This is a genomic window from Ureibacillus chungkukjangi (assembly GCF_044795995.1).
Lineage (GTDB): Bacteria > Bacillota > Bacilli > Bacillales_A > Planococcaceae > Ureibacillus > Ureibacillus chungkukjangi.
In genome coordinates this window covers 2,755,629-2,779,233 of sequence record NZ_CP085009.1, presented here as the reverse complement: position 1 = coordinate 2,779,233, position 23,605 = coordinate 2,755,629, and the positions used below count along the sequence as shown (strand labels likewise).

The following is a 23,605-nucleotide window of genomic DNA, read 5'->3' as shown; positions in this document are numbered from 1 at the left end:
CATTCATTGGGAGCTATGTATCCCGGGAGGTTTTAATATGACATTTTATCATTTTACAGGAATTAAAGGTTCAGGCATGAGTTCATTGGCTCAAATTTTATTTGATTCAGGAGAACTGGTTCAGGGCTCTGATTACGAGACGTACTATTTTACAGAAAAACCGCTTAGAGAGCGAGATATGACGATATTGCCATTTAGTGCTGACAATATTAAAGAGGGCATGACTGTTATTGCAGGAAATGCTTTTCCTGATGAGCACCCAGAAATCGTACGTGCGAAAGAATTAGGTGTAGAAGTGATTCGTTACCATAAGTTTTTAGGGGACTATATTAATCGTTATACATCCATCGCTATTACTGGTGCACATGGTAAGACATCAACTACGGGTCTAATGAGTCACGTAATTGCAGGCTTTATGCCAACTTCTTTTTTAATTGGTGATGGAACTGGTTCTGGTAAAGAAGATGCGAGCTTCTTTGTTATGGAAGCTTGTGAATATCGACGTCACTTTTTAGCTTATCACCCAGACTATGCAGTAATGCTAAATATTGATTTTGACCATCCAGATTATTTCTCCGGAATTGATGATGTATATTCAGCATTCCAGGAGTTAGCATTACAAGTAAACAAAGCGATTATTGCATGTGGCGATGATGAGCATCTGCAAAAAATCCAAGCAAATGTACCTGTAGTTTATTATGGTTTTGGTTCTCATAATGATTTTGAAGCTAGAAATATTGAGAAATCAACAGAGGGTACAACTTTTGAGGTTTATGTACGTAATGAGTATTACGATAAGTTCTTCATTCCTCTATATGGCGACCATACAATACTAAATGCACTTGCGGTTATTTCGCTATGTCATTATGAAGGAATTCCGGCTCAATTGATTCAAGAACGCTTACGTACCTATGGTGGTGTAAAAAGACGTTTTACGGAGACGAAAATTGGGAATAGTATTCTTGTAGATGATTACGCACATCATCCAACAGAAATAAGAGCAACAATACAATCAGCACGTCAGAAGTATCCTGATCGACAAGTTATAGCTGTCTTCCAACCGCATACATTCAGCCGTACTGCAGCATTTTTAAAAGATTTTGCTGACAGCTTATCTCAGGCAGATGCAGTTTATTTATGTGATATCTTCGGTTCAGCTCGTGAAAAGCAAGGAGCTCTTTCGATTGAAGATTTACAGGCCTTAATAACAAATAGTAGAGTCCTTCAAACTGATAACATTGTACATTTGAAAGAACATACCGATGCTGTTTTCTTATTTATGGGTGCAGGAGATGTTAATAAGTATCAAAGTGCATTTGAGAATGTATTGAAAAGTAACGAAGAAACAGCTTAAACGCCTATGTTTAGGCTGTTTTTTCTAAACAGAAGGATTCACTATAGATTTGTCGAATAATAGGAAGTAGTAGACGTAGGAGGTTTTTTTATGGAAATCATTTTATACATCGCAGCATTACTTGCAGCAATCGGTTTTTTAGTTTTATGTATTAGTGTTGGGATGACCCTGTTCGGCTTGAAAAATACTTTGAACAGCATTGCAGGTACAATTGCTGGTATCGAAGGACAAATGGAAGGGATTACACGTGAGACAACCTCTCTTTTAGCGAAAACTAATACTCTTGCAGAAGACATTGCAGACAAATCAGAGAAGCTAAACAGTGTAGTAGACGCAGTAAAAAATATTGGTGTTTCGGTAAATGGCTTAAATACGTCGATCAACCAAATAACTTCATCAATTACAACTGAAGTAAGTAAAAATGAAGAAAAAATAGCTCAGGTAGTTCAATGGGGTAATGTGGCTATGGAAATCGCTGACAAATGGAAGCAGCGAAAAACAATTGATCAGACAGACGTAGATGAGGCTACTGAAGATATCATCAAGAAATCTTCTAAATTCAAGCGCAGATAAAACAAAAGGGGATGGTAGTAATGTCAGGGGAAAAACCAAACTATAACGAAGTAAAAAATGAATTACCAAATTTACCTCAAGTTTATACAGGAAATGACGCAATTTACGAGGAGGAGTCGGTGAACATGAAGGATTTTGTTATTGGAGCATTAGTGGGTGGAATTGTTGGAGCAGCTGCAGGTTTATTACTCGCACCGAAAACAGGCAGAGACTTACGTAATGATGTGGTAAGTCAGGCAGAAGTATTAAAAGATAAAAGTGCTACATTATCTTCAACAGCAAAAGAAAAAACAGTACAAATTTCGAACCAATTAAAAGAACAGTCAACACAGCTAGTGGATAAAGTGAAATATAAGGCCTCAAAGGTTCCAACAGTATTCGATGACGGCACTGTTTCATATGAAGGCGAAGAACCATTAGAGAACGAAACTTACGAGGGTGTCGACATGTCTGAAGAATCTAAACCATCTTCAATTTAATAAAAGCCCGGTGAGGAAAAACTTTATGTTTTTCTTTACCGGGTTTTTATTTTTGGAATGGTAACGAATTTTGATAGCGCACTCTACTCCTATAGAAGTAAAATACTCCTCCAAACGTTCGAGCTCCAGTATAAAAAAGTGCCTTTCATTTGAATAATGAAAGACACATTTAGGCTTTACTATTGTATCGTTTGTTCGGTTAAAATAATCTCCAGCTGATCGCCGCCAAAAATCTCTGCATCGAAAGAAGAAGGCTCGCCATTTCGTAAAATTGTAAATTGCCCTTTAAAGTTCACTGGTAATTGCCAATTTGAATATCGGAATATATCCTGATAAATCCAAGACTTCGTGTCTTTCTCGATGATTGAAAGGGAAGCACCGTTTGCAACTGTTGATGAAGCCATGACTGACTCTCCACTTACCATCACTTCTCTTGCCACCTTTTTTAATTCCAGGGTTTCCTGCTGGAAGGAGACGACAATCTTTTCCTCCAGAGCCAGCCCCAGCTTATTTGCTATCATCTCAACGGTCGGTGGTACAGCCTCTGCTATCACTATTGCGTCACCATTCTTAAATGGATAAGTAATTTTACAAGGTTTATCATTCAATAATAGGCTTGAAGAGAAGTCAGGGAACAATACAGGTTTTCCATCGATATTTAAAAAGAATGAATGCAATTTTTGTAAAGCATTTGCTTGTTTAATATGTTTAAATAGATCTGCTATCGTTTCAATCGTTTCTACCTGAAGGGAGTCTCGATCCTGTAATTCTTGCTCAAGTGAGCAAACTTTATTGTTTATTTTTACAATCGGCTCGATTCTAAAAGAATCTCCTTGAACAGTTACATTTTTAATCAAAGCATCGTCCACAAGCTCACGAACGGTAGCTTTGGCATCATGACCGTTTTGTCCTTCCACTAAACTAATAACATCATTATTTTTTATAGCTGTTTTGGTAGTAGCAGGCTCACCATTTACGAGAATCGTTGCTGGATGTCCATGCCCTCCTGGTATAAAAATATCCTGGTTATTTACTGTTATCGCAATGCCATGACCTGGTTTACCATAAAGCTGTTTTGCTCGAATATTAGCCGATAAAAAGGCATCGCCAACAGTCATTTCTTTTAGTTCAAATAGTCTTACTACCTGTTCATTTACAGTTACCGACATATACTGAATAGGTGATTTCTTTGCAGCAATTGCAATGCCAATTGGTGTTACTAGCTCTGGAGTTGCAGGTATAGATGCTTCCTTTGTTAAATTTTGGATGGCATCAATTCCTCGAACAGCAACCCGATTTACAGGTAAATTTAAAGCCTTACTTAGTTCTACTGGCAGATTAGGGGTTAAACTTCCACCTCCAACAAGCATCACAGCTTTAGGTGGAGCTTGATTATTTAATCTTAATAATTCACTGCCTATAGCCTGTGCTAGTGCTTCAATCGAAGGCTGAATCGCTTGAACCACTTCATCTTTTGAATAAGATTGCTCAAAGCCGAGAATATCTTGGATAACAACTTCGTCTTCGGAAGTTAATTGTCTTTTTGTAATTTCAGCAACAGGGAAATCTAGAAGATAATGATCACTTAAGGCTTCAGTTATTTCATCACCAGCAGTTGGTACCATGCCATACGCAACAATTGTTCCTTTGTCAGTAATGGCAATATCAGAGGTACCTGCTCCAATATCCACTAGCGCTACATTCAAACGTCTCATAGATGGTGGAATTAGTACATTAATGGCTGCTATCGGCTCTAGGGTTAAAGCTTCCATTTCTAAGTCAGCTCGTTTTAAGGCAGCAAGTAAGGATTCCACAACTACGCGAGGTAAAAAGGTTGCGATAACTTCAATTGTTGCCTCGTCTCCTTGTTGATCTACTAAACTACCGATTTCTTCACCATCGAGTCTATAAAACAGGATGGAATAGCCAACACAATAATAGTGATTTAATTTTTCGTCCTCTTTGGAGGAGAGTAGCTTTGCCTGTGCAAGCTGAACAGCCTGAAGCTCTAGCCGACTAATATCTTCTTCGGTAAAGATAGGACGATTTTTTATATTAACAGTTACGCTTGCTTGTTCTGTTTTTAAGGCTCGTCCAGCAGCGGCAACACTTACTTTTTTTAATGGTCCGTGTTTTTCTTCGAGTTCACCTTTGATTTCTTTTATTAAATCTGCAACATATAACACATTATGTATTTGTCCATCTACCATAGCTCGCTCTTTATGTTCTTTCATGAGTATGTCGATTACATGAAAGTGTTCGTTCTGCTCTTCTAAAATAATGCCGACTACTGAGCGGGTGCCAATATCTAGGGCGAATAATTTTGAACTCAAGTGGAACCGCTTCCTTTCTAGATATAGATTAATATACTTTAGCGAGTTGAATCGCTAAAGAAAAAAGCGTGACAATTTGAAATTTGTTGACTATAATATGATTATTAACTTAAAATGTACCATACATTTTGATGTTCTTAAAGAGTAGATAAGACAAGGAGAGGAGAATAGAAATGAGTGAGCAAAACTTAGAAGCATTACGTAGTCAAATTGACGAATTAAACATAGAAATTCTACGTTTAATTAATGAACGAGCAGAGATTGTGGATGAAATCGGTAAAATCAAAGGGAAACAAGGTGTTAACCGATATGATCCTCTTCGTGAACGACATATGTTAAACCTATTAAAAGAGCATAATAAAGGTCCGTTAAATCAAATGACGGTTGATTATATATTTAAACAAATTTTTAAAACAGCGTTAAAACAACTAGAAGCAGATAAGAAAAAAGAGCTGCTAGTATCACGTAAGAAAAAAACAGATGATACAGTAGTTGAAATAAATGGCGAAACAGTAGGTGCAGGTGGTCCAACATTCGTATTCGGTCCATGTTCAGTAGAATCCTACGAACAGGTTGCAGCTGTTGCAGCTTCAATTCAAGCAAAAGGATTGAAGTTAATTCGTGGGGGAGCATACAAACCACGTACATCGCCATATGATTTCCAAGGCCTTGGCTTAGAGGGTCTAAAAATCTTAAAACAAATTTCAAAAGAGTATGGGCTTGCAGTTGTTACAGAAATCGTAACACCAGCTCACATTGAAGAAGCATTAGATTATATTGATGTCATTCAAATCGGTGCTCGTAATATGCAAAACTTCGAGCTATTAAAAGCTGTAGGTTCAACAGATAAACCTGTTCTTTTAAAGCGTGGTTTAGCAGCAACTATCGATGAATTCATTCATGCGGCAGAGTATATAATGTCTCAAGGAAATCAAAACATCATGCTTTGTGAGCGCGGTATCCGTACTTATGAAAAAGCAACTCGTAATACTTTAGACATTTCAGCTGTTCCAATCTTGAAACAAGAAACACATTTACCTGTATTTGTTGATGTAACACATTCAACTGGAAGACGTGATTTACTATTACCATGTGCAAAGGCGGCAATCGCGATTGGTGCTGACGGAGTGATGGCAGAAGTACATCCTGATCCTTCAGTAGCACTTTCAGATTCTCAGCAGCAAATGGATATTCCTGAATTCGATGCATTCTATAACGAAATTCAAAAGTTCCTGAAGCAATATGAGCTAAAAGCATAAATAAATCTAGAAAGTTCAAAAGTATTTTTAAATACTTTTGGACTTTCTTTTTAATTTTGTATAAAGTTGAAAAAAGGAAAATGTTGAATGTTTGTGAAGATTATACGGTTTATATTGAAATAGAAATGGAAATTGTCGTATGATTAAAATAATAATTTGACTTAAAAGGAGGCTTATCCTTTGACTGTAACGATTTATGATGTTGCACGTGAAGCAAATGTTTCAATGGCGACGGTGTCACGTGTAGTTAACGGAAACCAAAATGTAAAACCAGCTACAAGAAAAAAAGTGCTAGAAGTTATTGAACGCTTAGAATATCGACCTAATGCTGTAGCGCGTGGATTAGCTAGTAAAAAAACTACAACAGTAGGGGTTATTATTCCAGATATTTCAAATAATATTTATGCAGAAGCAGCTCGTGGAATAGAAGATATTGCTACGATGTATCGCTATAATATTATTTTAGCGAACTCAGACCAAAACGAAGACAAAGAATTGAATTTACTAGATACAATGTTAGGAAAACAAGTAGATGGTATCGTAATGATGAGTGATGCAGTAACACCAAAGCTTCATCAGTCAATGGAGCACTCTCCTGTACCAATTGTACTTGCAGGCTCAGTGGATGAAACGAATCAGTTTCCTTCCGTGAATATTGATTATTTCCAGGCGTCTTATCAAGCTGTTCAAATGTTAATAGGGAACGGTCATAAAAGAATAGCTTTTGTTTCTGGCCCCCTTGCATACACTATTAACTCTAAATTCAAGCTAGAGGCTTATAAGAAGGCATTAACAGATGCAAATATTGAAATAGATGAACAGCTGATAATAGCTGATGATGGTACTTATGATAGTGGTCTAGAAGCATGGGGCGTTTTAAGCGACCTTGAACAGCCACCTACCGCATTTTTTGCTGGAAGTGATGAATTAGCCATTGGACTTATTCATGGTGCACAGGATAACGGCAAGAACGTTCCTGAGGAGATTGAAGTAATAAGCTTTGAGGACTCCAAGCTTGCTCGAATGGTAAGACCACAGCTAACAAGTGTAGTATTGCCTTTGTACGATATTGGAGCAGTTGCAATGCGTTTACTTACTAAACTAATGAATAAAGAAAATATTGAAGACCAAACTGTAGTTATTCCGTATCGTATTGAAAAGCGTAACTCGGTAAAATCATAAGAATAGGCAGCTCGTTTCTAATACGAAGCTGCCTTTTGTCTATCTTTTTTCTGCTCGAATCATATGAAGAGCTTTTGTAAGCATTTGTGCATTTTTTTCCTCGATTTCTAGCTTACGTGGGATAGGATCATATAAAGGGCTAGGATCCTCCCAGGTTGGAATCAAGGGCACAGGGGAATCAGGCTGCCATTTTTCTAACCAGGCTTTTGGAAGTGGTCCTGTCGGTAAAGGTAAATCGTTCATTTCAGTCCAAATATAAGACCAGGCTCGTGGTACAACCCGCCATATATCATAACCGCCGCCACCTACAGCAATCCATTTTCCCCCGCAATATTCATGTGCTAGTTTATGGGCTAATCTCGGAATCTCTTGATAGATTTTCATTGTTCCATAGAGATGAGTAAGTGGGTCAAAGTAATGAGCATCGGCCCCATTTTGTGTGATAACAACATCTGGCTTGAAGTATTCAAAAACCTCGCGTACTGCTTGTTCATAGATTTCCAAATAGCTTTCATCCTCAGTGAAAGCGTCAATGGGGAAGTTAAAGGATGTTCCATAGCCTTGTCCATTTCCGCGTTCAGTTACATTCCCTGTGCCGGGAAACAGATAACGTCCAGTTTCGTGAATGGAAAGTGTACACACATTAGGATCATCATAAAAAGCCCATTGAACACCATCGCCATGATGTGCATCTGTATCTATATACAAAACCCTGGCATTGTATTTTTTTTGCATATAACGAATGGCAACTGTACTGTCATTATAGATGCAAAATCCAGAAGCGCGACCTTGGAAGCCATGATGTAGACCCCCACCTAAATTCAGTGCATGACGACTTTTACCCTGCATCACATAATCTACTGCCTGTAGTGTACTTCCAACTAGTAAAGCGCTAGCTTCATGCATATTGCTAAAGATTGGTGTATCCTCTGTTCCGATTCCGTAATTTTCGCCTTGCTCTGGTGTTAATAAGCCATGGCCAGCTTTTTTCACAATTTCGATATATTTCTCATCATGACCTAATGCAATTTCTTCATCTGTCGCAACTCTAGCAGGAATAATATCCTCATCGTTAAGGGCATTAATATTTTTTAGTAAATCCATCGTTAAAAGTAATCGCTTATGGTTAAATGGGTGAGAATCTGAAAACTTGTATCCGAGTTGTTCTGGTGAATAAATAAAAACGGCATTTTTCATGAAAGATCAACTCCAGGTAAATTAGGCCATAAAACATCAAAACCTTGTTTTCGCAAATCTTCAATGATGGATAAGGGATTTATGATTTGTACTCGTACACTAACAATCTTGCTTTCTTCATCTTTTGTACTTGGATAGACCAGTACGCTTAACACATTAGCGTGGTGCATTTTAAAAACCTCTGTGATATCAGAAAGAATACCTGGCTTATCAGTTACTCTTATATCAATTTTAGAGGAAGGCTTGTTTGCCCCCGTTAACTCTATATATGTATAAAGTAAATCTGTCGTTGTGACAATCCCAACTAATCTACCTCCAGTTACTATCGGAAGACTACTGATTTTAGAGTCATAGAGAGTAAGGGCAACCTCTTCTATAAAATCAAGCGGATGCCCGATTAATGGATTTTTCACCATTATATTTTCAAGTGGTGTTTCGTAGGTTGTTAAATTTAAATCGCTCTTAATTGTTGACGGTAAAATATTTTTTAAATCATGGGCAGTAATAATGCCTACTACTTTTCCTGTTTGCTCCACAATGGGTATATGTCGAATTTTCTTCTCTCTCATGAGCACGATAGCATCCTTAACAGTATTAGTAGGTGCTAAGGAATGGACATCTTTATTCATAATTTCTTCAATTATCATCATGTTGTTTTCCACCTCTTTACGTTAGTACATGAAGCGATTTTTAAAGCGTAAACGATCAAAGCGCTCCATTGTATCATTATTCACTCGCTTTCCGACTCTTGCCATTAAGCAATTGGCCGGATGGGATGTGATTTCTGGGTCATCTGTTGCGAAATAAACAAAATCAACACTCTGCATAAGTCGTTCCATCATTTTGCGATAATCCCAGACATTTAATCCTGTACCCTTTAAATCCCAGTGCCAGTAGTATTCAGTTGTAATTACTAAGTAATTCTCCATAGCTTCATCCATGAAAGACAGCTGTAATAATTTTTTTGCAACGCCACCAGAACGATAAGAAGGGATAACTTCAATAGCACCAAGCTCTATCATATTTTCTATTTGATCCTCAGACCATCTCTCTAATGGGTCAGGGTAAAGATAAGTTACATAGCCCACTACGGTTTCTCCATTTCGGATGATTACTATCCGACCTTCGTCCAGTTTGGCAATTTCCACTAAGGCTTTCTGTTGCTTCAAAGGGGGTCTAAATGATACTAAATCGTCATGAAAAGTATATTTTTCTAGCTGCTCGGGAGGCACAGGACCTTCTATTATTACCTGCCCATGCCTCGTTTCCATTTCCATGGAATAAAAGGTTTTAATATGTTTCATTCTACTTCGCTCCAGATGAGTTTGATGCTTACATTATATGATAAATAATGCACAAAATCGCTGTTATTTGTTAAAAATACATGAATTGTTATAAGATTTAAAATATTTTACTCAAAATGTTCAGAATATTGTAAAATAAAACGTATCATTCTTTAATACTTACGCTTAGTATTTTAGATTGAGAAATATCGCCTAGCGTATGATGTTAGAAGAGTAAAAGCATTTTTTTTGGTTATATTTCATAATTTCTCACTCTTATCTTGTGGAATTGTTTAAAGGCGAAATTGATTTGAAAGGGGTAATTTTTATGGGGATAAAAATTACAGACAGATTAGCTGTTGTAGGTGGGAATCATCATTTGAAAAACTATGATGAAAAGGCTGCTTCTTTCGATTGGAAAGAAACAGAAACGGCTTTTAGTTGGCATGAGACGGGGAAGGTTAATGCTGCCTATGAAGCCATTGACCGTCATGCGGAAAGCTTTCGAAAAAACAAAGTAGCATTATTTTTCGATGAGGGGTCACGAAAAGAAAGCTACACGTTCAATGATATGAAACGTTTTTCGAACAAAGCCGCAAATATGTTTATGGAACACACTACTTTAGAAAAAGGTGACCGTTTATTTATTTTTATGCCGCGATCGCCTGAATTGTATTTTTCTCTATTAGGTGCTATTAAAATGGGGGTTATTGTAGGTCCTTTATTTGAAGCATTTATGGAAGGAGCGGTTTATGATCGGTTAGTGGATAGCGAAGCGAAAGTATTAGTAACTACTCCTAATCTATTAAATCGAGTTCCAATAGAGAAGCTACCATATTTAGAAAAAATCTTCGTTGTTGGGGAACAAATCGAAGAAACTGATAAGATTGTGGACTTTACCAATAAATTTAAAGAAGCTTCAAGTTTATTTGATATAGAGTGGGTTGATCGAGAGGATGGTATGCTACTTCACTATACTTCTGGTTCAACTGGTGCTCCAAAAGGTGTTTTACATGTTCATAATGCAATGATTCAGCACTATCAAACTGCGCAATGGGTGCTTGATTTGCAGGAAGAAGATATTTTTTGGTGTACAGCTGATCCTGGCTGGGTAACAGGCACTGCTTATGGTATTTTTGGTCCATGGCTAAACGGTGCTACAAATTTAATAGTTGGTGGGCGTTTTAGTCCTGAAAGCTGGTATGGTGCAATTGAGAGATACGGTGTTACTGTTTGGTATAGTGCGCCTACAGCATTCAGAATGCTTATGGGTGCTGGTGCTAGTGTGATAGAGCAGTTTGATCTTTCGAGCCTTCGTCATATCCTTTCGGTAGGAGAGCCCTTAAATCCGGAAGTTATCAGATGGGGGATGGAAGCACTTAACCATAGAATTCACGACACATGGTGGATGACTGAAACAGGTGGCCATGTTATCTGTAATTATCCTTCAATGGATATTAAACCAGGTTCAATGGGGAAGCCTGTACCAGGCATTTACGCAACAATTGTAGATGACGAGGGGAGTGAGGTTGCACCATATACAATGGGGAACTTAGCAATTCGAAAAGGATGGCCTTCCATGATGCGCGAGATTTGGGGGAATCCTGAACGCTTCCAATCCTATTTCCTAAAAGATGAATGGTATGTTACAGGAGATTCAGCCTATGTCGATGAGGATGGCTATTTCTGGTTCCAGGGCCGTGTTGATGATGTAATAATGACTGCTGGTGAACGTGTTGGTCCATTTGAAGTAGAAAGTAAACTACTTGAGCATCCTGACGTAGTAGAAGCAGGAGTAATTGGTAAGCCAGACCCAATACGTGGGGAAATTATTAAAGCATTTATTGCTTTAAGAGAAGGGGTAGAGGCTAGTGATGAATTAGCTGAATCCATTCGAAATTTTGTTAAAACTGGCTTAGCTGCCCATGCTGCTCCAAGAGAAATTGAATTTAAAGACAAGCTTCCGAAAACAAGAAGCGGTAAAATTATGCGTCGTGTATTAAAAGCATGGGAACTAAAATTACCAACAGGTGATTTATCAACAATGGAAGATTAATAGCCAATAAATCAATGATAGTACTTTAGGGAATATAAAGCTTATTATAGAAAAGTAAATTGGAAGTCTTCATAAATTCTTATTAAATTATTAATATTTATACAATAACGCTTAAAGGGTACTCTCATAAATAGATGAGAAAGTACCCTTTTTCTTATGAGTTGAAAAATTTAGATAATATATAAAAATACAGTTGACTAAATAATTATGCATAAGTATACTTACGTTATCTTAGCAGATTTGAAAGCGGAAAAGTTCGTTATCTGCAAAATAAAAATAGTAATCTTAAAAAGATTTGACGCGTGCCATAATTTCATAATTTAGGGGTGAAAGCATTGAAAGTTGGAATAATTGGGGCAACAGGATATGGAGGATTAGAGTTAATCCGTTTCTTACACAATCATTCTGAGGTTGAAAAAATCGAATTATTTACTTCTTCTGAGGAGGGGGCAATTTTTTCTTCAAAATTCGGTCATTTGTTATCCATCCACGATACACCATTACAAAAAATTGATGCAGAAGCTCTAGGTAGCTTTGATGTTGTATTTACAAGTACTCCTTCAGGTGTAACTAGTAAACTACTTCCTCCATTAGTTGGAGCAGGTCCAAAGCTAATTGATCTTTCTGGTGACTATCGCTTAAAGGAGTCAGCTTCTTATGAAAAGTGGTACAAAAAAGAGCCGGCACCTGAATCCATTGTGGCAGAAAGTGTTTATGGACTTACTGAATGGAATGAGGAAAATATCAAATCAGCTAGTTTAATAGCCAATCCCGGGTGTTACCCAACTGCAGTTTTACTTTCAATTTTACCACTCCTAAAACACCGATTAATCGACCCTGGCTACCTAGTGATTGATGCTAAAAGTGGTGTTTCTGGAGCTGGAAATAAACCATCCCAAATAACGCATTTTAGTGAAATGAATGAAAACTTCTCAATTTATAAAGTAAATGAACATCAGCATATTCCAGAAATCGAACAGGCACTTACAATGTTTGCTGACGTTGATACGTCAATTACCTTTAATACTCATTTAGTGCCTATGACAAGAGGGATTTTAGCGACGTCTTATGCACCTGTATTATCAGGCGTTACAAATAAACAGCTGAATGACTGTTTAATAGAAACATATAAAAATCATCCATTTGTCCGTGTCATACAAGATACCTCCGCGTTGGGAACAAACCGTGTAAAAGGTTCGAACTATTGCGATATCTTTGTTCAATTAGATGAAAGAACGAACAGAGCTACGATTGTTAGTGTGATAGATAATTTGGTTAAAGGGGCTGCAGGCCAAGCAATCCAAAATATGAATGTACAGAATGATTTACCACAAACACTAGGTCTGGATGTCATTCCGCTATTTATTTAAGGGGGTAATACAGTGAGCTTAATGGAGATTAGAAAGATATCAAACAAAAATATTGTGTCACCTAGAGGTTTTACAGCAGGGGGTATGCATTGCGGCATTAAGCAAAATAAGAAGGATTTAGCGCTTTTAGTAAGTGAGGTTCCAGCGAGTGTTGCAGGTGTTTTTACTACAAATGCAGTTCAAGCTGCACCATTAAAAGTTACGAAAGAGGTTGTATATCAAGCTAGTAAAATGCAGGCCTTGATTGTAAACTCGGGAAATGCCAATGCTTGTACCGGTAAACAAGGACTGATAGATGCATATGAAATGCAAAGCTTGGCAGCAAAAAAGCTCGCAATAGACCCAGCTTTAGTAGGAGTTGCTTCTACAGGTGTAATTGGAGAAATCATGAAAATGGAGCCTATTCGAGCTAACATTGAGAAGCTAGAATTAGGAAGTACAACTGAGCATGGAATTGATTTTGCTCAAGCAATATTAACTACTGATACAGTGATGAAAAACACTTCCTATAGCACGATTATCGATGGTCAAGAGGTAGTCATTTCAGGTACTGCTAAAGGCTCTGGAATGATTGAGCCGAATATGGCAACGATGCTCGGATTCATAACTACAGATGCAAATATAGAATCCGATGTGCTACAAAAAGCTCTATCGGATATAACGAATGTTACATTTAATTCCATAACGGTAGATGGAGACACATCTACCAACGATACCGTAATTGTCATGGCGAATGGCTTAGCGGGGAATGCCTCTTTAACACCTGTACATCCGGATTGGGATAGTTTTTATAGCACTTTACAATTAGTTGCTGAGGATCTAGCCAAAGCAATTGCTCGTGATGGTGAAGGGGCAACGAAACTAATTGAAGTTGAGGTATCTGGGGCTCTATGTGATGAGGAAGCTCGTAAAATTGCCAAAACAGTTGTCGGGTCACCTCTTGTCAAAACGGCAGTATTCGGAAACGATGCAAACTGGGGCCGTATCATCGCAGCGGTGGGCTATAGTGGTGCGACAGTAGACCCAGAAAAAATTTCGATTAAAATCGGGAATGCGTTAATGGTTCAAGATGGGGAGCCAATACCTTTCTCTGAGGAGGAATTGATTGAAATTTTAAAAGCAGACGAGGTGAAAATTTATGTTTTTTTAGGTCAGGGTGAAGGACACGGATTAGCATGGGGGTGCGATTTAACTTATGACTACGTTAAAATCAACGCTTCCTACCGCTCGTAAGAAAATTGTCATTAAGCTTGGGGGAAGTACATTAGAAGGCTTAAATAAAGCCTTCTTTTCCAATTTTAAAAATCTACAGCAGGAGGGATATGACATCATTATTACTCATGGTGGAGGCCCTGCTATTAATAAAGAGCTTGAAAAACAAAATGTAAGTTCCTCGATTTTAAATGGCATTCGTGTAACCAACGAAGAGGCAATCAACATCGTACAAACTACCTTAATCGGAAAGGTGAATACAGCTTTAGTAGGCGAGTTAAATCAAGCCGGAATTACGGCAATAGGTTTAAATGGCTTCGATGGCCAATTGCTGCAAAGTGAGTTTTTAGATAAAGAAACCTATGGCTATGTAGGAAAAGTCACAAGTGTGAATACACAGCTGATTAATACTTTATGTGAAAACCAAATAGTTCCTGTTATTGCCTGTGTAGGTGCAACTGCTGACGGGCAAGCACTGAATATAAATGGAGATACGATAGCTAGTGAAGTGGCATTAGCCCTGGCTGCAGAAAGCTTGTTACTTGTAACAGATGTTTCAGGTATACGTATTGATGGAGAATACAAAGAAGAAGCCAATCCCAATCTCATCAACCAATGGATTGAGCATGGTCATATATATGGTGGTATGATTCCTAAGGTTCAAGGAGCGATACAGGTATTAAAATCGGGTATCCCATCTGTGCAAATTGTTAACGACCAACTAGTAGGAACGGTAATTGTTCCTTCTCTTGACGAAACTCTAGCACCAAGCTAGTAAGGTATCTTACAACTAACAAAAAAAGGAGCTAGTAATATGAATGCATTATTTAATAACTATTCGAGAAGACCAATTTGTATTGTTGAAGGAAAAGGGACAATAGTGAAAGACTCAAATGGAAAACAATACCTCGATTTCACAAGTGGAATCGCTGTTTGCTGCTTAGGCCATGCCCATCCAGCCCTAGTTAAAACAGTACAGGAGCAAAGTGAAAAGCTATGGCATATCAGCAATTTGTTTGAAAGTCCTGGTCAGGTTGCTCTAGCAGAAAGCCTAGTGAAGGATAATCATTTAGCACACGCACTATTTTGTAATAGTGGAGCAGAGGCAAATGAAGCAGCTATTAAATTAGCGAGAAAGCATACAGGGAAGCACCATATCATTACTTTCAAAAACTCCTTCCATGGAAGAACCTTTGGTGCAATGTCAGCCACAGGGCAAGAAAAAATTCATAAAGGATTTGGCCCCTTAGTAGACCAATTTACGTATCTACCTTTCAATGACGTAGAAGCACTTAAAGAAGCTGTTGATGAAACTGTGGGTGCTATCATGCTTGAAATTATTCAAGGTGAAGGGGGCATCCACGAGGTCACAGAGGAATTTGCACAGGCAATTAATGAAATCTGTGTAAATCATGATATATTGCTAATCGTCGATGAGGTTCAAACAGGAATTGGTCGAACGGGTACTCAATTTGCTTTTGAGCAAACACAGTTAAAACCAGACATAGTGTCAATGGCGAAGGGCTTGGGTGGTGGGTTCCCAATTGGGGGGATTTTAGCAACAGCCGAGTTATATGAAACATTTGGCCCAGGTTCACATGGAACAACTTATGGAGGAAATCCTTTGGCTGTTTCTGTAGCTCAGACAGTTCTTGACCATGTATTTAACGAGTCCTTCTTAAATGAAGTTCAAGATAAATCTAAGTATTTAATCAATAAATTACAAGAAGTACTACCACAAGAGCAATTTGAAATTCGAGGAAAAGGATTATTACTAGGCATTGATTGTGGGAAGGATGTAGCTGCTTTAGTTGAAAAGGCTGAGAAGGAAGGGTTATTACTTGTAGCAGCAGGGCCTCAGGTTCTTCGATTATTGCCACCTCTTACGGTAACAAATCAAGAAATCGATGAAGCCGTAGAAATTTTGAAAAAGTTATTAGTGGAAGAAAAAAGCCCAGTCGTATGACTGAGCTTTTTTATTTTCCATTAAATTAAGTACAGCTTATCTCATTAAAAGATATTGAGATAAGCTGCGGAATTCCTTAAGGAGTGTTATCTGTTGGAGGAGCTTGACCTGTACCGTTTCCTCCACCGTTATTATTTCCTGTGCCATTACCATTGCCATTCCCGTTTGAATTGCCTTCACCAGTTGAGCCATCGGTAGAGCCCTCATCAGTTCCACCACTACCAGCTCCATCATCTGGATTTGGTTTGTTATTTTCAGGTGATTCTTCTGGCTCTTTTGGAGGTTCCACAACTGTTGAAATTGCATTGGATTGAGCTGATTCAAGTCCAGTTATATCAACGGCTACAACAATATAAGTTCTACCACTCGTAATAGTTGATTTTAATGCACTGCCATCTCTAATTGTAGTTACTAGTGAACGACTGCCATTTGTAATATCATAAACACGATAACCAATAACATCATTTGATGCTGATTTAGTCCATGTTAACGTATTATTAGATTGTGCTGCATTAACTGCCTGTGGTGGACTTCCATCTGCGTTAAATTTAGCAGATGAGACAACATTACTAGTACCAGTTGGCCATAATTTTGTAGGATCTCCACCAAGTCTACCAAGTATTCTTTCGGCAAATTGAGGGTTAATGCCTGAGCCACTAGTTGTCACAAATTCGCTAGGTGTGGAATCTAGTGCAATATAAGCTTTACCACCAATCATTACAGATGAGGAGCCACTTAAGCTATCATCGATTCTGCTTGGTATAAATACATTTCGATTAAATAAATCTGAACGAACTAAACCTGCTTGCGAGCAAGCTGTAGAAGGTGCGTCACCAGAAATACCGCAGAATGAAGCATTTACAACATTCGCTGGGCGTTGGAATTGTTCAGCTGGATCCACTAATTCTGGATTTACATCGTATATGGAATTCATCAAGCTTGCCCATAACGTGTTGACCCTCGTACTAGGCTGTCCATAGGTATTATTGAATTGATTCAGAGATTTATTTTTTGTATACCCCATCCAAACACCTAGTGAAATATTTGGATTATATCCGACTAACCATACGTCATTATGGTCATTTGTTGTACCAGTTTTAGCAGCAAAATCAGATGAGAATTTCAAAGTACTTCTTGCTCTTGTGGCTGTTCCATATTCTAAAACGTCTCTTAACATATCTGTAACTATGTAAGATGTCTCAGGTGAGAATACTTGAACAGGTTCTACTTCATGCTCGTAGATGATATTGCCATCAAGGTCTTCGATTCTGTCAATCATATAGGCATCTATAAATTGCCCGCCATTTGCAAAGGTTGCAAATGCATTTGTATTTTCTTCAACTGTTGTACCATGCGTGATACCGCCAATAGCTGTTGCTAAGTTAACATAATCTGCATCTACTAATCTAGAGAACCCCATTTTTTCTAAATATGAGGCAGGCTTTTTATCCAAGATAGAATCATACAAGCGTAAAGCTGGTAAGTTTTGTGATTTTGCCAATGCTTCTCGGGCAGGAATTAGTCCTAACTCCTGACTTTCAATATAGTTTGATGGGCTATATCCATCAAAACCACGAGTGAATTTCACATCGACTACTGGGCTACCCGCACCAATAACTCCATATTCGATCGCAGGTGCATATACTAATAATGGCTTCATGGTTGAGCCGTTTGCTCGAGCTGCTCTTGTCGCATAGTTAAATTGCTGCTCAAGATTAAATTCTCGTCCTCCGACAAAGCTTAAGATTCTGCCTGTACTATTTTCGATTGCAATACTTCCGACTTGAACCTTCTCTTCGGTTACAATTTCTTCGCCAGTTTCTTTATCGATTTGGGTAGTTGTAAAGGTTTGTCCATAATTTTTGAAGTTCTTTGCAGCTTCCTGCATGGCATCATACATACCCTTATCGATTGTCGAATAAATTCTGTAGCCTCCAGAACGTACATCACGGTCTGCAAGAATCATATATTTCTCTTTTAAGTTATCTTCTTCATCTAAACGTTCAGGATCGATGCCATCCTTTTCTGCTAAGATACGAGCGATAAGTTCTTTTGCTCGGTTTTCCAGCTCATAAGTAAGCCATGGATAATTATCTGTTGCTTCAGGTTCTGGCTCTCGGAAATCCTTCGTAATATCATATTTAGAAGCTTCCTCGTATTCAGCTTGGGTAATATAGCCAACAGCTAACATACGTTTTAGTACAGTTTCCATTCGATCGATACCAGGTTTTAAACCTGCAGCATCTTTAATCTCACCTTTGTTAGTAAAAGGTGTGTGTGCAAATGGTGCTTGTGGAATACCGGCAATATAAGCTGCTTGAGCTAAATTTAATTCAGATGCTGAAATTCCAAAAATTCCACGTGCAGCAGTTTCTACTCCGGCTATATTTTTACCGGAAGCATTACGACCATAAGGAATGATATTTAAATAGGCCTCAATAATTTCTTCCTTAGTCATGAATTTTTCTAATCGTATAGCTAGTAAAATTTCGCGTGCCTTTCGTTCATAGGAGACTTCGTTCGTTAGAATTTGGTTTTTAATCAATTGCTGTGTTAATGTTGAACCACCTGTTTGGGTAGATGAGTTTGTAAAGTCCTGTAAAAGCCCGCGTAAAACGGCTTTTGGAACGATTCCATAGTGTTCACGGAAATACTCATCCTCCGTTGCAAGTACAGCGTTAATTAGTGTAGGAGAAACTTTTCCAAGGGAGGTTTCTCTTCTCTCCAAATCAGTTCGTAGCTTACCTATGTAAATGTCACCAGCAAAGTAAATTTCACTTGTTTCATCATAGTTATAAATTTGATCTCGCATTTCTGCTTTAGCCATTAGTGGATCGTCTTTAACGAGTGATGCAAAGTAGCCAAGTCCAAGACCGCCAACGAAAACAACCGCTGTAGTGGTAAGGATTATGAAAATAAGGACTAAATTCCAAATAACACTACCAGTGATCCTTAGTCTACTCATTTGCTTTGACGTTGTTAATCTATCTAGTTTTGTATTCAATTCTCGTATATATTCTGTTAAACGATTCATCCATTCTTTCACTAACCGTCACCCCCTAAAATCTCGTTTATTATAGCATATTTCAGGGTAGTTCGAATATAGTTATTGACATTGAATTTAAAACGAGTAGAATAATCATTATAATTTTCAAGCAGTGATAAGTTTGAAGTAGTGTTTTCATTCCCTGATATAGAGAGCTAGCGGGTGGTGCAAGCTAGTCAAAATGTAAACACGAATTACGTTCTTTGAGCTTGAACGACTCACGTTGCGTTAAAACGTATAAGAGGGGAAGAGTTTCTATTTTTAGAGATGTCTTCAAGCCGGGTGGTACCGCGTTAAATTGCTTATTAACGTCCCAGCATGCAAATGATTTTGCGTGTTGGGGCTTTTTTGTGTTCTAGTATTTAGCAAACCTTAGCACGACTGAATTTGTTACATTTTTTGGTTTATTTTAATTATTAATTATAAATAATGCAAAGAGAAGGAATGGAGGAAGAATTATGACGAACCCTTTAATTGAAGATTTACAATGGCGTGGGCTTTTATACCAACAAACAGATGCTGAAGGAATGGAGAAGCTTTTAAACGAAGAGAAGGTATCCTTATATGTAGGGGTAGACCCAACAGCAGATTCTATGCATATTGGTCATATCGTGCCATTACTTACATTACGTCGATTCCAGCAAGCTGGGCATCGTCCTGTACTAGTTGTTGGTGGAGCAACGGGGATGATTGGTGATCCATCTGGTCGTTCTGACGAGAGAAATTTACTGACTGAGGAACAAATTGCCCATAATGTTACGGGCTTAAAAGCACAAATGGAGCGTATTTTCGATTTTGGTAAAAATGAAAATGGCGCTCAGCTCGTTAATAACTATGACTGGGTAGGGAAGTTAAGTGTAATTGATTTCTTGCGTGATTACGGGAAGTTAGTAAATGTAAATTACTTGTTAGCTAAAGACACAATTGCCTCTCGCTTAGAATCAGGAATATCATTTACTGAATTCACATACACAATCATTCAGGGGCTTGATTTTAACTACCTATATGATAACTACAATGTAAAAATCCAGGTTGGTGGATCAGACCAATGGGGGAATATTACAACGGGATTAGAAGTAATCAGAAAGACACATGAAGAAGAAACGAATGCCTTTGGGATTACCATTCCATTAGTAACTAAAGCGGATGGTACAAAATTCGGTAAAACTGCTGGAGGCTCAGTATGGCTAGATGCTGAAAAAACTTCACCATATGAGTTCTACCAATTCTGGGTAAATGCTGCCGATTCTGATGTGATAAAATATTTGAAAATCTTCACATTCTTATCCCGTGAAGATATTGAAGCTTTAGAAGTAACTGTTCAGGAAGAGCCTCATTTACGTAAAGCGCAAAAAACTTTAGCTGCCGAAATGACGAAACTAATTCACGGTGAAGCTGGTTTAGAGCAAGCAGAAAAAATTACAGCTGCCTTATTCTCAGGTGATTTAAAAGCATTATCAGTAGAAGAGATGAAAGTCGCTTTTGCTGGTGTTCCTTCTATAGAATTGGCTAAGGAAGATAAAAATATTGTCGAGTTAATCGTAGAAGCTGGAATTTCCTCTTCAAAACGTCAAGCTCGTGAAGATGTAACAAATGGTGCAATTTCAGTAAACGGTGAAAAAGTAACGGATCTTGACTATGTAGTTAATGGGAAAGACCGTTTAGAAGACGCGTTTGCAATTATCCGTCGCGGTAAGAAAAAATATCACATGGTGAAATTTAATTAAATCAATGCGTCCTAAGCTAAATCGGCTAGGGCGTTTTTTTATTATTGCGTATAAAAAAAATAATATTACTCATAATAATTTGGTGGAGGTGAGAGACATGGCACAAAACAATAACAACAACAACAACAACAACCAACGCAACAACCGTCAAAACAATCAAGCTGAAAACAACAATAACAACAACAACAATGCAGAGTTTGCTGAAGAGCTAAACTTTGACAACAACAACCAAAGCAACCGCAACAACCGCAACAACCGCAACAATAACAACCAAAACAACAACAACAGTGATAACAACTAAGTAAATCACACAAATTAATCAGGATAGAAATGTCGGTTAGACATTCTAAACTGACCCCGAATAGTAAGCTTCCTTTAGGGAAGGTGCTATTCGGGGTTTTTTGTATATAAAAACTTATTTAAAAAGTACAAACTCCGCTGGAAAAAGAAAGGATGTTATAAAAATGGAGTTACAAGAGCTTGCCATAAGAATGTTTATAGCCTTTATAGTATTATTAACCGTTACTAGAATTATGGGACGTAAAGAAATAGCACAAATGACATTTTTTTAATTTTGTTTCAGCTATTTCTATTGGTTTTATTACTGCAAATTTAGCTGTTAATAGTAATTTATCAATACTACATGGTGTTATTGTCATTATTGGGTGGGCAATTTTCACTCTAATGCTTGGTTATATTGATATTAAATCTAAGAAGGCAAGGAAAATTCCCATAGGGGAGCCGATTATTGTTATAAAAGAAGGGAATATTATGGAGAATGCACTCCGAAAGACACGATTAGATATCAATGAATTAAATTCATTGCTGAGAGAGAAAGATGTTTTTTCTTTGCGGGATGTAGAATTTGCAATATTTGAGACCAGTGGGAATCTTTCTGTATTGAAGAAAGAACATAAACAATCCCTTACAAAAAGTGATATTAGTATACAAAGTCCGAATCAACTTTATTACACTGCTACTGAAGTAATATCAGATGGTGTTATTAACTTTGTAAATCTCTCCCGCTTGAATTTAGAAGATAATTGGCTAAGAGAAGAGTTGGAAAAGGCAGGGATTAAATCTATCGATAAAGTGTTCTATGCTGAGATTCAGCCGGATGGAAGTATCTATTTTGATTGTAAAGATGATGAGTTGAAAATTTGAATTGAATAGACAGAAGTTATATTTGAATTTAATAAAGGGTGATTAGATTGGAAAAATTTGATGTTATTATAGTTGGTTCTGGTTTAGCAGGTTTAACAACAGCATTGGAACTTAGTGAAGATGGAAAAACTGTTGCTGTTCTAGAAAAACACAAAGTGATTGGAGGAAGAACCTCATCTTGGGATGAAGATGGGATGATAGTTGAATCAGGTTTTCACCGGCATATAGGTTATTATGAAGAACTGCCCAAAATACTTAAAAAGGTTGGTGTCGAGGTTGATGATATTGTTCAGTGGGAGGAACAAATTGATGTCCGTATAAAGGGCAGCAAGAATAAGGCATCATTTGGAATCTCACCAGTTTTTGGTCCTATTGATACAATTAAAGGGATAATTGGCAATAACGATATTCTTTCACCAAAAGACAAGTTTTCATTGATAGCATTCTTTACGAATGGATTCTTAGAAATTGTAAAAAATCCTGAAAAATTGGATAAATATAATGTGAGAGAGTTTGCAGAAAAGTATGAAGTCAGTGAAAATGCACTCCATTATGTTGTGATTCCCCTTAGTGCAGGTATATTCTTTTTGCCGCCGGAAAGATATTCTGCAAAGGTTTTCTTTGGTCTCTTTCTGCCTGGCATTCCGCGCTTCTATAAATTAAGAATCGGTGCTTACTTAGGAGGAATGACAGAAGTTTTGGCGAAACCACTGGCTAAGCATATTGTTAAAAATAATGGAATTATTAAAACTGATATAAATGTAAAGGGATTAATATTGGATGAAGATATGGTAAAAGGAGTTAAATTAGAAGACGGATCTGAAATTTTTGCTAAGCATGTCGTAGTTGCAACAAATTTAGGTGGTGCAAAAGAAATTTTAAGGGGTCATTTTTTAAATCACCCTTCATTTGAAAATTTATTTGCTTTACCTACTATGCCAGCTGTGACAATTCAAATGGAATTCGAAAAGCCTATACTACCGGTCGACCGCACAACTTTTGGTCCGCTCACTTCACTTGCCAGTTTTGCCGAGCAATCACGCTCAACATTTACACATGTACCAGGAAGGCTTTCTGTAATCCTAACCCCACCGGAGAAATTCCTTGATATGAATCATGACGAGATATTAAAGCATGTACAGAAGGATGGGAGGGAGCTCGGACTAGATTTGGAATCTGGCTTAATGAATTATCGAGTTGTCAGTCATCCTGAAGATTTCCATAGTCTAGAGCCGGGAAATGATCATTTACGTCCGGATCAAAAAACTCCAATTGAAGGTTTGGTCTTAGCAGGCGACTACACTCGACAGCCTTATTTTGCAACGATGGAAGGGGCAGTACGATCAGGACTGTATGCAGCGAAAATAGTATTAGAAGAATAGTTATTTAAGAGGGGTGTTAATT

Annotated in this window: 20 protein-coding genes; 15 read left to right on the top strand and 5 right to left on the bottom strand. The window is 37.7% G+C overall.

Annotated elements, in window-relative coordinates; all coding sequences use genetic code 11:
• Positions 1 to 37 precede the first annotated feature (37 nt).
• The 3 genes from murC to LG296_RS13690 all read left to right on the top strand — a co-directional run bounded on the left by murC (position 38) and on the right by LG296_RS13690 (position 2,406).
• A complete protein-coding gene (gene murC / locus LG296_RS13700; RefSeq protein WP_107935510.1) occupies positions 38 to 1,354 on the top strand; it encodes a UDP-N-acetylmuramate--L-alanine ligase in 1,317 nt (438 codons plus the stop codon).
• A 90-nt stretch (positions 1,355 to 1,444) separates the two neighbouring features.
• Complete coding sequence (locus LG296_RS13695; RefSeq protein ID WP_107935511.1) at positions 1,445 to 1,927, top strand: DUF948 domain-containing protein; 483 nt, start codon at positions 1,445 to 1,447, stop codon at positions 1,925 to 1,927.
• A 20-nt stretch (positions 1,928 to 1,947) separates the two neighbouring features.
• Positions 1,948 to 2,406: a YtxH domain-containing protein gene (locus tag LG296_RS13690; protein WP_107935512.1), complete on the top strand. Its 459-nt coding sequence runs from the start codon at positions 1,948 to 1,950 to the stop codon at positions 2,404 to 2,406.
• A 179-nt stretch (positions 2,407 to 2,585) separates the two neighbouring features.
• Here the strand turns inward: LG296_RS13690 and LG296_RS13685 are convergent, their stop codons facing one another.
• Complete coding sequence (locus LG296_RS13685; protein WP_107935513.1) at positions 2,586 to 4,739, bottom strand: cell division protein FtsA; 2,154 nt, start codon at positions 4,737 to 4,739, stop codon at positions 2,586 to 2,588.
• A gap of 173 nt (positions 4,740 to 4,912) precedes the next feature.
• On the opposite strand from LG296_RS13685, the gene LG296_RS13680 reads away from it, so the two are divergent.
• Both LG296_RS13680 and ccpA read left to right on the top strand, forming a co-directional pair.
• Positions 4,913 to 5,998 (top strand): bifunctional 3-deoxy-7-phosphoheptulonate synthase/chorismate mutase, encoded by a 1,086-nt coding sequence (locus LG296_RS13680; protein WP_107935514.1) that lies wholly within the window; start codon positions 4,913 to 4,915, stop codon positions 5,996 to 5,998.
• A gap of 180 nt (positions 5,999 to 6,178) precedes the next feature.
• Complete coding sequence (gene ccpA / locus LG296_RS13675; protein WP_107935515.1) at positions 6,179 to 7,180, top strand: catabolite control protein A; 1,002 nt, start codon at positions 6,179 to 6,181, stop codon at positions 7,178 to 7,180.
• A 39-nt stretch (positions 7,181 to 7,219) separates the two neighbouring features.
• On the opposite strand, the gene LG296_RS13670 is transcribed toward ccpA, so the two are convergent.
• The 3 genes from LG296_RS13670 to LG296_RS13660 are packed head-to-tail and all read right to left on the bottom strand — an operon-like array spanning position 7,220 to position 9,681.
• Positions 7,220 to 8,377 carry an acetoin utilization protein AcuC gene (locus tag LG296_RS13670; RefSeq protein ID WP_107935516.1) on the bottom strand — a complete coding sequence of 386 codons (1,158 nt, stop codon included), beginning with the start codon at positions 8,375 to 8,377 and terminating at the stop codon, positions 7,220 to 7,222.
• Entirely contained in the window at positions 8,374 to 9,024 is a 651-nt protein-coding gene (locus LG296_RS13665) for an acetoin utilization AcuB family protein (RefSeq protein WP_107935553.1), read from the bottom strand. The genes LG296_RS13670 and LG296_RS13665 overlap by 4 nt, the downstream gene beginning before the upstream one ends.
• Positions 9,025 to 9,048: 24 nt before the next feature.
• Entirely contained in the window at positions 9,049 to 9,681 is a 633-nt protein-coding gene (locus LG296_RS13660) for a GNAT family N-acetyltransferase (RefSeq protein ID WP_107935518.1), read from the bottom strand.
• 307 nt (positions 9,682 to 9,988) lie between these two features.
• On the opposite strand from LG296_RS13660, the gene acsA reads away from it, so the two are divergent.
• The 5 genes from acsA (at position 9,989) to LG296_RS13635 (ending at position 16,264) form a co-directional block, all read left to right on the top strand.
• Positions 9,989 to 11,716, top strand: coding sequence for an acetate--CoA ligase (gene acsA / locus LG296_RS13655; RefSeq protein ID WP_404427074.1), 1,728 nt, complete (start codon positions 9,989 to 9,991; stop codon positions 11,714 to 11,716).
• Positions 11,717 to 12,051: 335 nt separating this feature from the next.
• On the top strand, positions 12,052 to 13,086 hold the full coding sequence (gene argC, locus LG296_RS13650; protein ID WP_404427073.1) for an N-acetyl-gamma-glutamyl-phosphate reductase: 1,035 nt from the start codon (positions 12,052 to 12,054) through the stop codon (positions 13,084 to 13,086).
• A gap of 21 nt (positions 13,087 to 13,107) precedes the next feature.
• On the top strand, positions 13,108 to 14,319 hold the full coding sequence (gene argJ, locus LG296_RS13645) for a bifunctional glutamate N-acetyltransferase/amino-acid acetyltransferase ArgJ (RefSeq protein ID WP_107935555.1): 1,212 nt from the start codon (positions 13,108 to 13,110) through the stop codon (positions 14,317 to 14,319).
• Positions 14,282 to 15,073 carry an acetylglutamate kinase gene (argB, locus tag LG296_RS13640; protein ID WP_107935524.1) on the top strand — a complete coding sequence of 264 codons (792 nt, stop codon included), beginning with the start codon at positions 14,282 to 14,284 and terminating at the stop codon, positions 15,071 to 15,073. The genes argJ and argB overlap by 38 nt, the downstream gene beginning before the upstream one ends.
• A 39-nt stretch (positions 15,074 to 15,112) precedes the next feature.
• On the top strand, positions 15,113 to 16,264 hold the full coding sequence (locus tag LG296_RS13635) for an acetylornithine transaminase (RefSeq protein ID WP_107935526.1): 1,152 nt from the start codon (positions 15,113 to 15,115) through the stop codon (positions 16,262 to 16,264).
• A gap of 76 nt (positions 16,265 to 16,340) precedes the next feature.
• Here the strand turns inward: LG296_RS13635 and LG296_RS13630 are convergent, their stop codons facing one another.
• Positions 16,341 to 19,298: a transglycosylase domain-containing protein gene (locus LG296_RS13630; RefSeq protein WP_107935557.1), complete on the bottom strand. Its 2,958-nt coding sequence runs from the start codon at positions 19,296 to 19,298 to the stop codon at positions 16,341 to 16,343.
• A 470-nt stretch (positions 19,299 to 19,768) separates the two neighbouring features.
• On the opposite strand from LG296_RS13630, the gene tyrS reads away from it, so the two are divergent.
• The 5 genes from tyrS to LG296_RS13605 all read left to right on the top strand — a co-directional run bounded on the left by tyrS (position 19,769) and on the right by LG296_RS13605 (position 23,583).
• On the top strand, positions 19,769 to 21,037 hold the full coding sequence (tyrS, locus tag LG296_RS13625; RefSeq protein WP_107935528.1) for a tyrosine--tRNA ligase: 1,269 nt from the start codon (positions 19,769 to 19,771) through the stop codon (positions 21,035 to 21,037).
• A gap of 97 nt (positions 21,038 to 21,134) precedes the next feature.
• Entirely contained in the window at positions 21,135 to 21,338 is a 204-nt protein-coding gene (locus LG296_RS13620) for a hypothetical protein (RefSeq protein ID WP_107935530.1), read from the top strand.
• Between the two features lie 100 nt (positions 21,339 to 21,438).
• Positions 21,439 to 21,609: a hypothetical protein gene (locus tag LG296_RS13615; RefSeq protein WP_404427072.1), complete on the top strand. Its 171-nt coding sequence runs from the start codon at positions 21,439 to 21,441 to the stop codon at positions 21,607 to 21,609.
• Between the two features lie 112 nt (positions 21,610 to 21,721).
• The gene (locus LG296_RS13610; protein ID WP_328588989.1) at positions 21,722 to 22,201 is read left to right on the top strand and encodes a YetF domain-containing protein; all 480 of its coding nucleotides are present in this window, start codon (positions 21,722 to 21,724) and stop codon (positions 22,199 to 22,201) included.
• Between the two features lie 38 nt (positions 22,202 to 22,239).
• On the top strand, positions 22,240 to 23,583 hold the full coding sequence (locus LG296_RS13605) for an FAD-dependent oxidoreductase (protein WP_235867545.1): 1,344 nt from the start codon (positions 22,240 to 22,242) through the stop codon (positions 23,581 to 23,583).
• Positions 23,584 to 23,605: the final 22 nt, after the last annotated feature.

Coding starts and splice junctions, on each gene's coding strand:
- argB (WP_107935524.1), top strand. CDS start 14,282: ATGACTACGTTAAAATCAACGCTTCCTACCGCTCGTAAGAAAATTGTC.
- LG296_RS13690 (WP_107935512.1), top strand. CDS start 1,948: ATGTCAGGGGAAAAACCAAACTATAACGAAGTAAAAAATGAATTACCA.
- LG296_RS13670 (WP_107935516.1), bottom strand. CDS start 8,377: ATGAAAAATGCCGTTTTTATTTATTCACCAGAACAACTCGGATACAAG.
- LG296_RS13635 (WP_107935526.1), top strand. CDS start 15,113: ATGAATGCATTATTTAATAACTATTCGAGAAGACCAATTTGTATTGTT.
- murC (WP_107935510.1), top strand. CDS start 38: ATGACATTTTATCATTTTACAGGAATTAAAGGTTCAGGCATGAGTTCA.
- LG296_RS13610 (WP_328588989.1), top strand. CDS start 21,722: ATGCTTGGTTATATTGATATTAAATCTAAGAAGGCAAGGAAAATTCCC.
- LG296_RS13695 (WP_107935511.1), top strand. CDS start 1,445: ATGGAAATCATTTTATACATCGCAGCATTACTTGCAGCAATCGGTTTT.
- LG296_RS13660 (WP_107935518.1), bottom strand. CDS start 9,681: ATGAAACATATTAAAACCTTTTATTCCATGGAAATGGAAACGAGGCAT.
- tyrS (WP_107935528.1), top strand. CDS start 19,769: ATGACGAACCCTTTAATTGAAGATTTACAATGGCGTGGGCTTTTATAC.
- LG296_RS13620 (WP_107935530.1), top strand. CDS start 21,135: ATGGCACAAAACAATAACAACAACAACAACAACAACCAACGCAACAAC.
- LG296_RS13680 (WP_107935514.1), top strand. CDS start 4,913: ATGAGTGAGCAAAACTTAGAAGCATTACGTAGTCAAATTGACGAATTA.
- LG296_RS13665 (WP_107935553.1), bottom strand. CDS start 9,024: ATGATAATTGAAGAAATTATGAATAAAGATGTCCATTCCTTAGCACCT.
- LG296_RS13630 (WP_107935557.1), bottom strand. CDS start 19,298: ATGAATCGTTTAACAGAATATATACGAGAATTGAATACAAAACTAGAT.
- argJ (WP_107935555.1), top strand. CDS start 13,108: ATGGAGATTAGAAAGATATCAAACAAAAATATTGTGTCACCTAGAGGT.
- acsA (WP_404427074.1), top strand. CDS start 9,989: ATGGGGATAAAAATTACAGACAGATTAGCTGTTGTAGGTGGGAATCAT.